This is a genomic window from Paenarthrobacter sp. PH39-S1 (assembly GCF_030063245.1).
Lineage (GTDB): Bacteria > Actinomycetota > Actinomycetes > Actinomycetales > Micrococcaceae > Arthrobacter_M.
Genome location: NZ_JASISR010000016.1, coordinates 78,926 through 93,958, shown reverse-complemented (window position 1 = coordinate 93,958; position 15,033 = coordinate 78,926). Strand labels below are relative to the sequence as shown.

12 protein-coding genes and 1 pseudogene are annotated in these 15,033 nt (G+C 63.9%); 11 read left to right on the top strand and 2 right to left on the bottom strand.

The window, feature by feature from the left end; genetic code table 11:
• Nucleotides 1-14: 14 nt before the first annotated feature.
• The 5 genes and pseudogenes from QMG52_RS12020 to QMG52_RS12000 all read left to right on the top strand — a co-directional run.
• A pseudogene (locus QMG52_RS12020) lies at nt 15-671 on the top strand (HAD-IC family P-type ATPase); the annotation flags it as partial.
• A gap of 97 nt (nt 672-768) precedes the next feature.
• Nucleotides 769-3,444 carry a DUF4118 domain-containing protein gene (locus QMG52_RS12015; protein WP_283560635.1) on the top strand — a complete coding sequence of 892 codons (2,676 nt, stop codon included), beginning with the start codon at nt 769-771 and terminating at the stop codon, nt 3,442-3,444.
• The gene (locus QMG52_RS12010; protein WP_283560634.1) at nt 3,441-4,115 is read left to right on the top strand and encodes a response regulator; all 675 of its coding nucleotides are present in this window, start codon (nt 3,441-3,443) and stop codon (nt 4,113-4,115) included. The genes QMG52_RS12015 and QMG52_RS12010 overlap by 4 nt, the downstream gene beginning before the upstream one ends.
• A 572-nt stretch (nt 4,116-4,687) precedes the next feature.
• The gene (locus tag QMG52_RS12005) at nt 4,688-5,044 is read left to right on the top strand and encodes a cupin domain-containing protein (protein WP_283560633.1); all 357 of its coding nucleotides are present in this window, start codon (nt 4,688-4,690) and stop codon (nt 5,042-5,044) included.
• A gap of 514 nt (nt 5,045-5,558) precedes the next feature.
• Complete coding sequence (locus QMG52_RS12000; protein WP_283560632.1) at nt 5,559-6,431, top strand: putative RNA methyltransferase; 873 nt, start codon at nt 5,559-5,561, stop codon at nt 6,429-6,431.
• Here QMG52_RS12000 and yczE read toward each other — a convergent pair.
• Nucleotides 6,428-7,318, bottom strand: coding sequence for a membrane protein YczE (gene yczE, locus QMG52_RS11995; protein WP_283560631.1), 891 nt, complete (start codon nt 7,316-7,318; stop codon nt 6,428-6,430). The two genes, QMG52_RS12000 and yczE, sit on opposite strands and share 4 nt — an antisense overlap.
• Nucleotides 7,319-7,481: 163 nt before the next feature.
• Here yczE and yczR point away from each other — a divergent pair, with 163 nt between their 5' ends.
• The 6 genes from yczR to QMG52_RS11965 all read left to right on the top strand — a co-directional run bounded on the left by yczR (nt 7,482) and on the right by QMG52_RS11965 (nt 13,851).
• The gene (yczR, locus tag QMG52_RS11990) at nt 7,482-8,891 is read left to right on the top strand and encodes a MocR-like transcription factor YczR (RefSeq protein ID WP_283560630.1); all 1,410 of its coding nucleotides are present in this window, start codon (nt 7,482-7,484) and stop codon (nt 8,889-8,891) included.
• Between the two features lie 58 nt (nt 8,892-8,949).
• Nucleotides 8,950-9,441: an NfeD family protein gene (locus QMG52_RS11985; protein ID WP_283560629.1), complete on the top strand. Its 492-nt coding sequence runs from the start codon at nt 8,950-8,952 to the stop codon at nt 9,439-9,441.
• Between the two features lie 109 nt (nt 9,442-9,550).
• A complete protein-coding gene (locus QMG52_RS11980; RefSeq protein ID WP_283560628.1) occupies nt 9,551-10,519 on the top strand; it encodes an SPFH domain-containing protein in 969 nt (322 codons plus the stop codon).
• Between the two features lie 13 nt (nt 10,520-10,532).
• A complete protein-coding gene (locus QMG52_RS11975) occupies nt 10,533-12,383 on the top strand; it encodes an ABC transporter ATP-binding protein (RefSeq protein ID WP_283560627.1) in 1,851 nt (616 codons plus the stop codon).
• A gap of 156 nt (nt 12,384-12,539) precedes the next feature.
• Nucleotides 12,540-12,881 carry a nuclear transport factor 2 family protein gene (locus tag QMG52_RS11970; RefSeq protein ID WP_283560626.1) on the top strand — a complete coding sequence of 114 codons (342 nt, stop codon included), beginning with the start codon at nt 12,540-12,542 and terminating at the stop codon, nt 12,879-12,881.
• A 622-nt stretch (nt 12,882-13,503) separates the two neighbouring features.
• The gene (locus QMG52_RS11965) at nt 13,504-13,851 is read left to right on the top strand and encodes an RNA polymerase-binding protein RbpA (protein WP_283560625.1); all 348 of its coding nucleotides are present in this window, start codon (nt 13,504-13,506) and stop codon (nt 13,849-13,851) included.
• A 125-nt stretch (nt 13,852-13,976) separates the two neighbouring features.
• Here the strand turns inward: QMG52_RS11965 and QMG52_RS11960 are convergent, their stop codons facing one another.
• Complete coding sequence (locus QMG52_RS11960) at nt 13,977-14,714, bottom strand: polyprenol monophosphomannose synthase (RefSeq protein WP_283560624.1); 738 nt, start codon at nt 14,712-14,714, stop codon at nt 13,977-13,979.
• Nucleotides 14,715-15,033: the final 319 nt, after the last annotated feature.

The following is a 15,033-nucleotide window of genomic DNA, read 5'->3' as shown; positions in this document are numbered from 1 at the left end:
CCGAGGGCAACGCCCTGGCCAGCGTGGACGAATCCGCCATCACCGGCGAATCCGCTCCCGTGATCCGCGAATCCGGCGGGGACCGCTCCTCCGTGACCGGCGGCACGAAGGTCCTCTCGGACCGGATCTCCCTCAGGATCTCCACCCAGCCCGGGGAAACCTTCATCGACCGGATGATCAAACTCGTTGAAGGCGCCGTGAGGCAAAAGACACCGAACGAGATCGCCCTCCACGTCCTGCTCGTGTCCCTGACCATCGTCTTCATGGTCGTGACCATGGCCCTGGCCCCCTTCGCCGCACTGGCCGGCGCGCTGCCCTCCCCGATCGTCCTGGTGGCCCTGCTGGTGTGCCTGATCCCGACGACCATCGGCGCCCTGGTCCCTGCCATCGACATCGCCGGGATGGACCGTCTGGTGCAGCACAACGTCCTGGCCACCTCGGGCCGGGCCGTGGAAACGGCCGGGGACATCACCACCCTGCTGCTGGACAAGACGGGCACCATCACCTACGGCCCCGCCGATGCTGTCACGGCCAGCGGATCCGGGCTGGACCCGGACGTCTCCGTCGCCTACGCGCAACTGCAGATCCCCAGAGCCGCCAGGGAACGCGGACTCTCACAGGACACCGTCAGGGCGCTGGTACAGAAAAACACCTCCAATGGACTGGCGGCCTTTCCTGGCCAGGCTTCCGTCAACGTGACATCCCTGAATCTGGACCTCGCCGCCGCAAAAGGCTAGACGCGCGCACAAGACCTGAAAGGATCGGTATATGGCACGAGGATACCTGCGGATATTCCTGGGCGCAGCCCCTGGGGTCGGAAAGACCTTCGACCTGCTCGAAGAAGCCCACCGGCTGGTATCCCTCGGGGAGGACGTGGTGGTCGGTTTCGCCATGCACCACGGACGCCCGGACACGGCGGCGCTGCTGACGGGACTGGAACCCGTGTCTTCGAAGACCATCCACTACCGCGGGTCTGACTTCGAGGAAATGGACATCGACGCGGTCCTGGAGCGCCGGCCGGCGACCGCGGTCATTGATGAATATGCCCATTCCAATATCCCTGGCAGCAGGAACGCGAAGAGGTGGCAGGACATCGAGGAGCTACTCGCCGCGGGAATCAACGTCCTGTCCACCGTGAACATCCAGCACCTGGCCTCCCTCGGTGATGTCGTCAGCGCCATTACCGACGTCCGGCAGGCCGAAACCGTTCCCGATGAGGTGGTTAGGCGCGCGGACCAGATTGAACTTGTCGACATCACCCCGGAGCTGCTGCGCCAGCGCCTCGGGGCCGGCAAAATCTACGCCCCGGAAAAGGTAGACGCGGCGCTGGCCAACTACTTCCGCCTCGGAAACCTCACCGCCCTCCGGGAACTGGCTTTGCTGTGGCTCGCCGACCGCGTCGATGAAGGCCTCGCCCGTTACCGCGCCGCCCAGGGCATCAGCGCCAGCTGGCCAGCGCGCGAACGCGTCGTCGTCGGACTGACCGGCGGACCGGAGGGAGAACTGCTGATCCGCCGCGCCGCGCGGATCCTCACCCGCGTCAGCGGTGGCGATCTGCTGGCCCTGCACGTCCGCCCCTCCGACGGCGTCATGGAAGAATCTCCTGCGGCCTTGGAAGCGCAAAAACGCCTCATCACAGATCTCGGAGGCAGCTACCATGTGGTCGCCGGAGAAGAGCCGGCGGTGTCGCTTCTGGAGTTCGCCCGGGACGTTAACGCCACCCAGATCGTCATCGGTGTCTCACGCCGCCGCGGACTGGGACGACTCATTGCCGGCGTCGGATCCAAGGTGGTCCGTGACTCCGGAGACATCGATGTTCACATGGTCTCCCATTCCGTCACCACCCCAGGCGGAAGCGGGCCCCGGCCCCGTAACCTGAGCCGCCGCAGGATCATCATCGGCCTGCTGCTCGCCATCCTGCTGCCGGCCCTGACACAGCTCGTACTGAACCTGCAGCCCGGCCTAAGCCTCACCACCGGAGCCCTTATCCAGCTCGCGGGTGCCGTCACCGTAGCGCTGATCGGAGGCCTGCGCCCTGCGGTCCTGGCAGCCCTGTGGTCCAGCCTGCTGCTGAACTATTTCATGACCGACCCCAAAGGCACACTCACCATCAACGATCCTCAGACGATCGTCGCACTCGTCGTCTTCACGGCAGTCTCAGCGGTGGTCGCGGTGATCGTCGACGCCTCCGCCCGGCGCGCCCAAGAGGCAGCGCGGGCGCGGGCCGAAGCCACCACCCTCAGCGAACTGACCCGTATGGCCATGGCCACCGACGACTCCCTGCAGCCTCTCCTTGAGCAGGCCCGGGAGGTCTTCCAGGTCCAAAGCGCCGCCCTGTTCACCCGCACCAACGAGGTCGACCCGCCGCCCGTAGGGAGCACCGCCAACCGGAACCACCCACGGAATACCAGCCCGGCCCCCTGGCGGCTGGCAGCAGCATCCGGCGGACCGGTGCCAGCCTCACCCAACAACGGCCAGACCGTGGAGGAGATTGATCCGGACACCGCACTGGTCCTCGGTGGCCGGACCCTCTCCGCCGGCGAACGCCGGCTCCTCGCTGCATTCGGCGCTCAGGTCACGGCCATGCGCGCCCGACAGCAGCTGGTCGCAAGCAACCGCGACAATCTCCGGCTGGCCGAGGGCAACAAGATGCGGACCTCGATCCTCCGCGCCGTCTCCCACGACCTGCGCACACCGCTGGCAGGGATCAAGCTCGGCGTCAGCAGCCTGCGCCAGCACAACGTCAGATTCAGCCCGGACGAACAGGAGGAGCTGCTGGCCACCATCGGGAACTACTCCGACCGGCTCGACCTTCTGGTGGGGAACCTGCTGGACATGTCCCGCATCACCAGCGACTCCGTCACGCCCCTCCTGCAGCCGCTCCACTGGCCCGACATCCTGCCGGCATCCCTCCAAGGCATCCCGCCTGACCGCGTCAGGATCGACCTGCCCGCAAACATGCCGCCTGTCGACGCCGATCCCGGAATGCTGGAACGGGTCATCGCCAACATCACCGAAAACGCCGTCAAATACGCCCCCGAATCGGACATCGCGATCGTCGGCGTCGTCGGCGGCGAAGGGGAGGCCACCATCCACGGCCAACCCGCCAGCGAACTGCGCATCATCGATCACGGGCAGGGCGTCGACTCCGAAAAAACCCTCGCCATGTTCAACCCCTTCCAGCGGCTCAACGACAACCCTTCGGCCACCGGCATCGGGCTCGGCCTGGCCGTCGCCAAAGGCTTCACCGAAGCCATGGGCGGCACCCTCACTGCGGAGCAAACCCCTGGAGGAGGCCTCACAATGATCATCCGGATGCCCCTGTCCACCGGTACCGAGCAGCCCCCGTTCCCAAGTACCGCCGCGGCGGTGCCCCAATCCATGCTCCTCCGACGGCTGCCCTCGGAAGGTCTTTCCGCCCAACGAGAAGAACCCCGAGCATGAGCACCGTCTTGATTGTCGACGACGAACGGCCTCTTCTGCGCGCCCTCGAGATCAACTTCCGTGCCCACGGTTACACGGTCATCACCGCCGCCGACGGCGCCACGGCGCTGAAGACTGCTGCACGGACACCGGCGGACATCATCATCCTGGACCTGGGGCTCCCGGACATCGACGGCATGGACGTCATCCGCGGCCTGCGCGGCTGGACCAGCACACCAATCATCGTGCTCTCCGCCCGGCACAGCTCCCGAGAGAAGGTCCAGGCACTCGACGCCGGAGCCAACGACTACGTCACCAAACCCTTCATTATCGACGAACTCCTGGCCCGGGTCAGGGCCGCATCGCGGGCCAGAGCCCAAAGCCCCGACCTGCCCGAGGTCAAAACAGCACACTTCACCGTTGACCTGGCAAACCAGGTTGCCCGCCGCGGCACAGAGAACGTCCGCCTCACACCCACCGAATGGAACATCCTTGAACTCCTCGCCCGGAACCCGGGCCGCCTTGTCAGTCAGCAGGAGATCCTCGCCCACGTATGGGGAAACGCATACGCCAGCGAATCCCAATATCTGCGCGTCTACATCGGCCAACTGAGGCGGAAACTCGAACCGGACCCCGCCCACCCCGCGCACCTCATCACCGAGCCCGGGCGCGGATACCGCTTCGAACGATAGCGAACCCGCCCGGACAGGAGCAGCGGAGCGTGTCTGAGTGATCGAGCCGGGTGCCTTAGGCGGCACCCTGGCATTGGAGCGGGGAAACTCCTGAATTCGGCGGCAGTCCCGGGCACAGACAGCCACCGATATACCCATTGGCCTGAGCAATCTCCCACCGGTGCTCGTACGGCGTCTTCGACCGCTCTGCATAACTCCCCCAGCGCAGAACCGTCGACCATCCCGAGTTGCGTTGCCACGGAAACCGCAACCGACCCCGGTAGCCACTGGATCGTCAAGAAACGTCCTTAAAAAACCCCTCCAGCTCAGCCCGCGAAACCGGACCAGCGAAACTGGCCATACACCGCTACCTGATAATCAATGAGAAAATCAACTGGCATGACACCAATCTAAAGCCAACCCCGAAGGCTTAGCGCTAACCACTGTTCCGCTACAGGTCAGACCCCAATGAAGGCGGTAGTCCAAAACGGGGTGCGATTCAGCGGAATGCGCTTCAACGAAGTGTTCAAAACCTGCTGTGCTTTTCGCACCGTAGCCAGTAGATCGTACGGTAACGACAAGGGAGAAAAATTGTGCAGAAGACATCACTGACCGCACTGGCGAGGCATCAGCTGGACATTGCCCTTCAGAGCTCCAGCGGCCGGAGCGCTGAAACCGTCTACGGCGGCCATGAGCGGATCCTCCGCCAGACCATGATCGCGTTGCGAGCGGGAGCGGCCTTGAGCGAACATGCCAACCCTGGTGAAGCGACCGTTTATGTGTTCTCCGGCCGGGTACTGCTGACCGCGGGTGTCTCCGAATGCACCGGCTCGGCCGGAGACCTGCTCACCATGCCCGAGGGGCGGCATGCGCTGCAAGCGGTGGAGGATTCCGTCGTCGTCCTGACGGTGGCGAAACTGGGACAGCAGTCCGGTGGCCCAACCAGCTAAGACCAACCAAGACCCCCGCTGGCACGAGACCCGTTTGCGTTAAGCGATGGCGGTTGATGCAGGCTTCAACCGAGCTTTGCCAATATCTTTTTCTGTTCGGCGGCCACAGGTTATCCGCCAAGATCGACGCCGAGCGTGGGCGTCCGGACTGACCTACCAGAGCAGCCCCCTGGATCGTATCCCGGACAGTCCACCGGCGCTTCGCTCACTCATCGATGCCGCGTTGAAGGCCCATGTTGCGGCCCGAGAAGGCCCATGTTGCGGCCCGAGACGGCCTTAGATGCGACATCGATGGGGGCGGCGGGGTGTTTTTATCGTCGGAGGGCGGCGGCGGGAGTCCCTTTAGGATAAAGCTATGTATCCCTCCGCCGTCGCCGCCTTGCTATGTCCCCTCTGTGCCGGCTCTTTCCTTGCCTTACCCGCTTGTAGGGGGGTGCCGGCCAACCCTGTCCAGACGGTCCCATCCGCTGGGGCGGACTCGCCGTCTACTGTCTCGGGTGTTCTCTCAGATACTGTGACTGGCCCTGCGGATGCCGAACCATCGGCGAAGCCCGTGGAGCGGGCCACAGCGCTGGTCTGCGACTCCGGCCACAGCTTCGACATCGCGCGGCAGGGCTACGTCAACCTGCTGACGGGGCCAGGAACCCGCTTCATCCCGGACACCTCGGAAATGGTGGCGGCGCGGGATGGGTTTCTGACAGCCGGCCATTATCTGCCGCTGGCAGAGCAGCTGGCCGATACGGTGCTGGACGGGCTGGAAAATGATCAACTAGTGGTGGACGCCGGAACCGGCACCGGGTACTACCTGCGGCAACTCCATCGTGCAGCGGACAATACTACGGTCGCGGTCTCGTCGATCGGGCTGGATATTTCCAAATACGCACTTCGGCGTGCCGCCCGCGCCAACCCGGACACGGTGAATCTGGTCTGGGATGTGTGGCAGCCGCTCCCGATCGCTGCCGCCACGGCCGCCGCCGTCGTCGTGGTCTTCGCACCCCGCAATCCCGCCGAGTTTGCCCGGATTCTGCAACCGGACGGGAAACTTGTCGTCGTCACGCCGTTACCCGGGCATCTGGCCGAGATAGCCGAAGTGACCGGGATGCTTGGCATTCAAGGGGACAAACAGATCGGGCTGCAGGCATCGCTGTCCGGTTTCTTCAGCGCCGGGGCAGCCAGTGATCTTGAGTACACACTGGAATTGACCCGGGATGATGTGGCGCGCGCGGCGCTGATGGGACCAGCGGGACATCATCTTGTTCCGGCGCAACTGCAAGATCGGGTGGCTGCGCTCGATGAACGCACCGTGGCCACGGTAAGGTTCCAGATCAGCACCTTCCTCCCGGTTCGACTGCCATTTCAAACGCCAGCTATTCAGAGCGCCAGCTAGCTAACGGGATCGGCGCAGACTGGCCCCCTGCAGCCAGGCTCCGCACTGCCTTGAAGTGGATTTCCCAATCCCGTGCCGCGCACTCCGGTGGCGCCGGCCCCAGCGCCGCCAACACCAGGCCTGTCCCGGTCCCCACCCGCACCTCCCGCGCCTGCCGTTCCGGCACTCTTCGGGTCCGCACCGGAGCTCGCCGTTCCGCCGCCCTTCGGGTCCGCACCCGCGGCTCCCGACTCCGGGCGGAGACCCTTAACGCCTGTTGGCCGACGCCGTGATGCCGGCGAGCGGTGCAGATCCACGTGCAGCCAGCGCAGCGTCAGTTGGGTCAGCGGACCGACTGCGGCCGCAAAGGCCACCGTCCCGACGCCAACAACACCTCCAAGGAAGAACCCGATGACGACGACGATTAGCTCAATCCCGGTGCGGATCAGCCAAACGGGCCGTCCGGTTACCCTGACCAGACCCGTCATGAGTCCGTCCCGGGGCCCTGGTCCGAGACCTGCCCCGATGTACAGTGCCGTGGCCAGCGCCAGCAGAAACAGCCCGGCCATGAACATCAGTGCCTGCAGGACAATGTGTCCGGGTTGCGGGATGAATGCCAGGCCCAGATCTGCAAAAGCACCTACCAGGACGGCATTGGCTATCGTGCCCATACCCAGGCGCTGGCGCAGTGGGATCCACAGCAGCAGCACCCCTGCACTGACGATGATCGTGCACAGACCGAAGCTCAATCCGGTGCTACGGGAGACACCCTGACCAAAAACGTCCCAAGGTGACGCGCCAATGTTTCCGCGGATCATCAGGGCGATGGCCATGCCGTAGGCGAACAGGCCCGCCAGCAGGCGCATTATCCGGGCGGCCAGGTTTTGCGTGGTCAGAAACTCGTTCATGGATGCCGTTCGAGGTCGGTGGGATGGAGGTACGCAGCATTAGGGTGGCAGACCTGGGGCGTGGCTGGGACCGGCTCAAATCGGCTGGGACCGGCGGCTTCAGTGTCGATTATTCGCCCCAAGTGGTCTTATGTAAAAGGGCCAATCACCATAAAGTGGCACTATGACACAATCGTTCAGCGGCCGCCGGCTGGCCCGCGAGCTCGGCGACTGGCGGACTTCAGCGCCAGCGTACCGCGCCTTGTCCGATCGGATCCGTGTGCTGTTGCTGGACGGTCGGCTCGGCAGCGGCATCACGTTGCCTGCGGAACGTGAGCTGAGCCAGTCCCTGGCGGTGAGCCGGACGACTGTGGCGGCCGCCTATGCGGCGCTCCGCGACCATGGCTATCTGAGCAGTGTGCGCGGTTCCGGCAGTACCTTGGCGCTCCCCGGTGGCCGGCGGGGCGCCCACACCTCCCCGATCGATCTTCGACTGGACTTCACCAAGGCCACATGCGCGGCCTACCCAGGCATGGCGGCGGCCTACCGGCAGGCGGCGGACCTGTTGCCGGGATACCTGCACCACCATGGTTTCGATATGGACGGGCTGCCGGAGCTGCGCGAAGAGATCGCCGGCAGTTACGCGCAGCGTGGCCTGCCCACCTCTCCGGCTCAGATCATGGTGACCATAGGGGCCCAGCATGCACTGAATCTGCTGACCGGAACGCTCTATTCGGCCGGCGACCGGATCCTGGTGGAACAGCCCACGTACCCCCACGCACTGGATACGTTCGCCGTGGCGGGTGCCCGGATGCTCTCCGCGCCGGTCACCTCTGAACACGGCTGGAATATCGCCGAAGCTGCGCAGCTGATCCGCCGGTCGGCGCCGAGCATGGCCTTCCTGATGCCCGATTTCCAGAACCCCACCGGGCTGAGCATGCCGGCGGCTGACCGCGCACGCCTGGCGGCCGTGGCAGCCCGGGAAGGAATGGTTCTGGTGGCGGATGAGACCACGGCGATGCTGGATATTGACCGTGGGCCCGAGCTTCCGCTGGCGGCATATGGGCCGGGGGTGGTGACCTTAGGGTCACTAGGAAAGCTCGCGTGGGGCGGCCTGCGGATCGGCTGGATCAGGGGCCCACGGGAACTGCTGGACCGGGTCCGTCGGCATCGCCCGTCAACAGACCTTGGCACTCCGTTGTTTGAGCAGCTGGTGGCAACCCTGCTATTAAGGGAACTGCCGCTGCTCGCCGCCAGCCGGACCCGGGACCTGCGCCGCGGCCGGGACCATCTGAGCGGACTGCTCGCGTCTGCCTTTCCTGAGTGGACCTGGCCGGTTCCCGACGGCGGCATGTCACTGTGGATCAACACCGGAAATCTCTCCACTTCGGCGCTCTCGCTGGCGGCCCGGGCCGAGGGGATGGCACTTGTCCCGGGACCACGGTTCGGTCTAGACGGCGCCTTCGAACGGTTCCTCCGGTTCCCTTTCTGCTACAGCAACGAGGAACTGACCGAAGGCGTCCGCATCCTGTCAGGTGCCGCGGCGCGGACGGGGGGAATTCCGTTCCGTCTGCCGCTGCAGGCCGTTATATGATCCGGAACACGCCGAACGTAGTAGGCTGAAATTTACCTTCACCATCTAGGGGGCTGCAATGTTTGACTGGTTGGTACAAAACGGCTGGGCACTTTGGCTCGTCGTCTTCCTGCTCCTTGCCGGCATCGAGATGCTGACCTTGAGCCTGTTCTTCATCATGATGTCCGCAGGCGCCCTGGCGGCACTGGCCAGCTCCTTCCTGGGGGCCCAGCTATGGCTGCAGATCGTGGTGTTCTGTGTGGTTGCGCTGGCAGCGATCGTATTTATCCGCCCCATTGCGCTCAGCCACCTGCGCAAGGACCCGGACGAACGCAGCACCAACGTGGACCGGCTGATCGGCCACAGCGCTGTCGTCATTGAACCGGTCACTGCCCATACCGGGCTTGTGAAAATCGGCGGTGATACTTGGACCGCCCGGACACGCGGCGCCGCGGCGCTTCCTGCAGGCCAAGCGGTCGTGGTGGGCGCCATCGAAGGCGCCACCGCCGTCGTCGACCTCCCCGGAACCTCCTTTGCACCCGGCTCCCCCAGCGCGGCAGCCGGCCACTGATCTTCGCCGGGCGGACTGCCACTCGGTGCTCCGGCCCCCGGCTGATCGTGCGGTGCAAGCTGGCCACGAACCGTCACATACGCTTTGTAGAAATGAAAAGAGGGGAAATATGGGTGACAACGCAGGGGCCGTAGCGCTTACCATTGTGCTGTTGGTCCTGATCATCTTTGTGGTGATCGTGCTGGTCCGGTCCGTCCGGATCATTCCGCAGGCCCGCGCTGGCGTGGTGGAACGTCTGGGCAAGTATGCACGGACACTGAATCCGGGACTGACGATTCTGATTCCGTTCGTCGACAGGCTGCTGCCGTTGCTCGATCTGCGTGAGCAGGTGGTCTCCTTCCCACCGCAGCCGGTCATCACCGAGGACAACCTGGTCGTCTCGATCGACACGGTCGTTTACTTCCAGGTGACGGACCCGCGCGCTGCGACCTACGAAATCGCGAACTACATCCAGGCTGTTGAACAGCTGACGACGACGACGCTGCGTAACGTCGTCGGCGGACTGAACCTCGAAGAGGCGCTGACGTCCCGTGACCAGATCAACGGCCAGCTGCGCGGCGTACTGGACGAGGCCACCGGGCGCTGGGGAATCCGTGTCAGCCGTGTCGAGCTCAAGGCCATTGATCCGCCCCTGTCGATCCAGGATTCGATGGAGAAGCAGATGCGGGCCGAACGCGACCGGCGTGCGGCGATTCTGACCGCAGAGGGTACGAAGCAATCCGCCATCCTGACGGCCGAAGGTGAGCGGCAGTCCGCGATCCTCAAGGCCGAGGGTGATGCCAAAGCCGCGATTCTGCGCGCCGACGGTGAATCCCAGGCGATCCAGAAGGTCTTCGACGCCATTCACAAGGGGAATCCCACCCAGAAGCTGCTGGCCTACCAGTACCTGCAGACGCTGCCCAAGCTGGCGAACGGTTCGGCGAACAAACTGTGGATCATTCCCAGCGAGATCGGTGAAGCGCTCAAAGGCATCGGCGATGTTCTGGGCAACAGCACACCGGACCGGCCTTCCGTAAAGCTGGCCCAGAACGAAGACAGCGAATCCTTCCCCGGTCACAGCGCCGCAACGGGCGTCTAGCATTACCGCAGGAATGACAGGAGGCGGCCGCGGTGGCCGCCTCCTGAGTGGTCCCGGGGACCTGAATGCGCCCACCATCCGTCATCTGGGCCGGCGGATCTGGGCGCTGCTGCGCAACTACCGTGGGAAACTTGCCGGCACCGCCGTGTTGGTTTTGGTCGGATCCTCGCTGGGGGTTGCGGTGCCGCTGCTGACGCAGCGGGCCTTCGACGATGCGCTTTTCCCGCACGACGGCGGCGTGCGGCTTGCGCTGCTCGCTCAGCTGGTGGGGCTCATGATAGCGCTGAGCATCGCGGCTTCCGTGCTGAACGTGTTGCGGACCTATCTGACCACCAGCGTCGGAAACAAGGTCATGGCAGATCTGCGCAGCCAGCTGTTTTCGCACCTGCAGAAGATGGAACTGGCCTTCTTTACGCGGACCAAAACGGGAGTAATCCAGTCCCGGCTGGCTAACGACGTCGGCGGCGTCGCGAGCGTACTGACTAATACGGTCCCCTCGATTCTGGCCAACACGGTCACGGTCATCTCCTCGCTGGCCGCCATGCTGCTGCTGTCCTGGCAGCTGACCGTAGTGGCACTGATCCTGCTGCCTTTCCTGGTACTTCTGCAGATCCGGATCGGACGGGTCCGCCAGGTGATCGCCCGCAGAACGCAGGAATCGCTCTCCGATATGACCTCGATCACGCAGGAAGCGCTGTCGGTTTCCGGGATCGTGCTCAGCAAAGTCTTCAACCAGGAGGCCGCGGAAACCGCACGTTACCGCGCCGAGAACGACAAGCAGCTGAAGCTGCAGATCAAACAGCAGATGACGGGCCAGTGGTTCTTTGGTTCCGTCCAGATCGTGATGAGCATCACCCCTGCCATTGTCTATCTGAGCGCAGGTTGGCTGCTGACCCAGAGCTGGCCTATCACCGCCGGAACGCTGGTGGCTTTCACGACCCTGCAGGCACGCATCAGCATGCCAATTCTGTCCCTGATGCGTGTTTCCCTGGATGTGCAGACGTCGCAGGCTCTCTTCGCACGGATTTTCGAATATCTGGATCTCCGGCCGGGAATCACAGACCGCCGGGGTGCCGTGACTCTTCCAGCCGGCACCATCCGAGGCGGGTTGGCCTTGGATGGCGTATCATTCTCCTACTCCCCTTCGCCGGTGACCGGCGAGGTAACGTGGGCCCTTGAAAACGTCAGCCTTACCATCGGGGCCGGCGAGTTTGCCGCGTTCGTCGGCGCATCCGGCGCCGGCAAAACCACACTGTCCTACCTGATCCCCCGGCTTTATGAGGCCACGCGGGGCAGAATCCTGTTGGACGGTACCGATATTCAGAACCTGACCATGGAATCGCTGCGGCAGAACATCGGGATGGTCACCCAGGAAACCTACCTCTTTCACAGCACCATCGCGGAGAACCTTCGCTATGCCAGACCGTCCGCCACCGACGCCGAGCTGGTCCGCGCCGCAAAGGTGGCCAACATCCATGACCGGATCATGAGCTTCGAGGCCGGTTACCAAACGGTGGTGGGAGAACGGGGGTACCGCCTCTCCGGCGGGGAAAAGCAGCGCCTGGCGATTGCGCGCGTGGTGCTGAAGAATCCTCCGCTGCTGATTCTGGATGAAGCGACGAGCGCGCTGGATACCACCGGTGAACGGCTGGTCCAGGGCGCCCTGGAAGCAGTCATGGCGGACCGCACCACCATCGCCATTGCCCACCGGCTCTCAACGGTGATATCAGCAGACCGTATTTTCGTTTTGGACAGGGGGCAGCTGGCCGAGCAGGGCACCCATGAGCAGCTGCTGGCGGACGGCGGTATATATGCCCGGCTGAATCTGGCACAGCTGCGTTCGGCCGAGGACCTTGCCGGATGACCGTGTGCGCACCCGGTCCCTGCGTGGGCGACACCCGGGGACGGGACCGACGACGGAATCCGTGACGGATTGAACCCCGTCGCCGGCTGCCGCCGAAACCCGATGGGCCTCATGACGGCCAACTGGAGCCGTCTAAATCGGCCGTAGAATGAGGACATGTCTGACACCGATGTCGTGCGTGCTTCCATTGAGGCCTATCTGGCGCAGGATCTGGACGTAGCGGAGGCTCTCATCGCAGAGGATTTCGAGTTCACGAGCCCACAGGACGATCACATCGGCAAGTCGGCCTATCTCGAGCACTGCTTTCCCACCGCGGACCGCTTCACCTTCCACGAGATTCTCGAACTTGTCACCGTGCGAGAGGACGGCGTCTTCCTGCTCTATGAGTATGTACTGCAAAACGGCGAACGGTACCGTAATGCGGAGTTCATCACGGTCCGCGGCGGCCGGCTCGTCCAGACGCAAGTCTTCTTCGGAGGACGGGTGAACCCGCCGTAGCCAGCGCCTGTCCGACCCTCGATGGCAACGCACATGCAGCCCGCTTCGTTGGTCCTCGGTGCGCCTGTTAAGGTCCCGCATCGGGAGTGTTGACGTATCCCCGACGACCACGATCGCACCGGCGTAATCCGGGGCAGCGGCTGGTGGCTGTGGATAAGGGGAATGGGAGCGCGGATCCGGGTACAATGGATCTACGGGCCGACTCCGCCGGGGCCGCTGGGATAACGGCGCGCGGAACACTGCAACCGGGAACACTGCAACCGGGAACACTGCAACCGGGAACACTGCAACCGGGAACACTGCAACCGGGAACACTGCAACCGGGAACACTGCAACCGGGAACACTGCAACCGGGAACACTGCAACCGGGAACACTACAACCGGGAACACTGCAACCGGGAACACTACAACCGGGAACACTACAACCGGGACGGTGTAACTGGGAACAATAAGACGCGGTAGCGCGTTGGACCTAATACACTTGAATCAACTGAACTTATCCGGCTGCCGCCAGGGGACTATCCCGGCGGCAGCCGAAGACGCGTGGTTCCATCCTCAGCGCGGCTTGCAAACAACAGCGGTTCCGGCGTAGTCGGGCCCGCGTACATTTTAAGGAGAAGTCATGAGCGATCGCAGCCTTCGGGGCATGCGTCTGGGAGCCCAGAGCATGGAAACTGAGTCCGGCGTCGAGCCGGCACCGCGCCAGCGGATTGAATACCGCTGCGCCGACGGCGAGCAGGTGTTCGTGACGTTCTCCGCGGAGGCGGAGATTCCGGCCATCTGGGTGTCCAAGACCGGCAAAGAGGCACTGCTGGTGGACGGAGAAAAGCCCGTAGATTCCAATGAAAAGCCGGTCCGCACGCATTGGGACATGCTGCTTGAACGTCGTTCCCTGCCGGAGCTGGAAACGATTTTGGCCGACCGGTTGACCATTCTCCGGGAGCGCCGCGGAGAGCGCCGCAGCGCCTAGCGGATAGGTGGCAGGCGAGTAAAATGACAGGGCCGGGCAACCAGCAAGGTTGCCCGGCCCTGTCGTTTAAGCAGACTCGGACTTCGTATCGTTTAAGTAGACTCGGACTTCGTGCCCGTTGGTTTTTAACTGCGGCTTGTCCTGCCCGTAAGTTTCCTCCAGCGGGCTGTAAGTCCCCATTTGGTCACGTTGATCATGGCCTCCTGGACGATGTTGCCGCTCATCTTAGAGGCGCCAAATTCACGCTCCACGAAGGTGATCGGAACTTCAACAATCTTCAGCCCGAGCTGGGCGACCCGCCAGAGCATGTCCACCTGGAACCCATAGCCGACCGAATCCACCTTTTTCAGATCGAGGGCTTCGAGGGTGGAGCGCCGGAAGGCACGGTAACCACCGGTGACATCCTTGACCCGGACGCCGAGCAGGACCCGAGAGTAAAAGCTGCCGCCGAGGGAGATCAATTTGCGCCTCAGCGGCCAGTTGACCACCTCGCCACCGGCGACCCAGCGTGAGCCGAGCACGAGATCTGCGCCCTCCTCGAGCGCTGCCAGCAAACGGGGAAGCTGCTCGGGCTTGTGCGAGCCGTCGGCGTCCATCTCCACCAGGACGTCGTAGCCTGCCTCCAGACCCCAGGTGAATCCGGCGATGTATGCCGCGCCCAGGCCTTGTTTGCCGGCGCGGTGCAGGACGTGGACGGCGGGATCTTCCGCCGCGAACCGGTCCGCCAGCTCCCCGGTCCCATCGGGGCTGTTGTCATCTGCGATCAAAACGTCCGACTCGGGCACCGCAGCGCGCAGCCGGCCGAGCGTCTTCGGCAGTGATTCGAGCTCGTTGTAGGTGGGAATGATGGTGAGGACGCGCACTGGTGGGTGCCTTTCCTTGCAGGAGAAGGCCGGTAGACCGGACTTCGGGACAGGGGCTGTAGCCGGAGCGCCCGCGCGCAGACAACAAATGTCCATTATACGGCGCAGAAAATGGGTAGGCTCACGCGCCTTCGGGCCAGTGTCGCTGCCGCCGTCGCGGTGGCAGCAAAGCTGTTTTCTACTGACGCGTGAACCTACCCGCTTCTGGAGCCACTGCGGGCTCTTTTCCCTCGCGGCACACGGCTGCTTAACGGACGGACCATTAAGTGGTGTGTGGTCTTGCCAGACCAGGTCTTTTTCGTATTCTCCGGAAGAACCC

What these genes read in the sequence shown, in the direction of transcription:
- QMG52_RS12015 (WP_283560635.1), top strand. Translation starts at nt 769, where the DNA reads ATGGCACGAGGATACCTGCGGATATTCCTGGGCGCAGCCCCTGGGGTC.
- QMG52_RS12010 (WP_283560634.1), top strand. Translation starts at nt 3,441, where the DNA reads ATGAGCACCGTCTTGATTGTCGACGACGAACGGCCTCTTCTGCGCGCC.
- yczE (WP_283560631.1), bottom strand. Translation starts at nt 7,318, where the DNA reads ATGAACGAGTTTCTGACCACGCAAAACCTGGCCGCCCGGATAATGCGC.
- yczR (WP_283560630.1), top strand. Translation starts at nt 7,482, where the DNA reads ATGACACAATCGTTCAGCGGCCGCCGGCTGGCCCGCGAGCTCGGCGAC.
- QMG52_RS11985 (WP_283560629.1), top strand. Translation starts at nt 8,950, where the DNA reads ATGTTTGACTGGTTGGTACAAAACGGCTGGGCACTTTGGCTCGTCGTC.
- QMG52_RS11980 (WP_283560628.1), top strand. Translation starts at nt 9,551, where the DNA reads ATGGGTGACAACGCAGGGGCCGTAGCGCTTACCATTGTGCTGTTGGTC.
- QMG52_RS11975 (WP_283560627.1), top strand. Translation starts at nt 10,533, where the DNA reads ATGACAGGAGGCGGCCGCGGTGGCCGCCTCCTGAGTGGTCCCGGGGAC.
- QMG52_RS11970 (WP_283560626.1), top strand. Translation starts at nt 12,540, where the DNA reads ATGTCTGACACCGATGTCGTGCGTGCTTCCATTGAGGCCTATCTGGCG.
- QMG52_RS11965 (WP_283560625.1), top strand. Translation starts at nt 13,504, where the DNA reads ATGAGCGATCGCAGCCTTCGGGGCATGCGTCTGGGAGCCCAGAGCATG.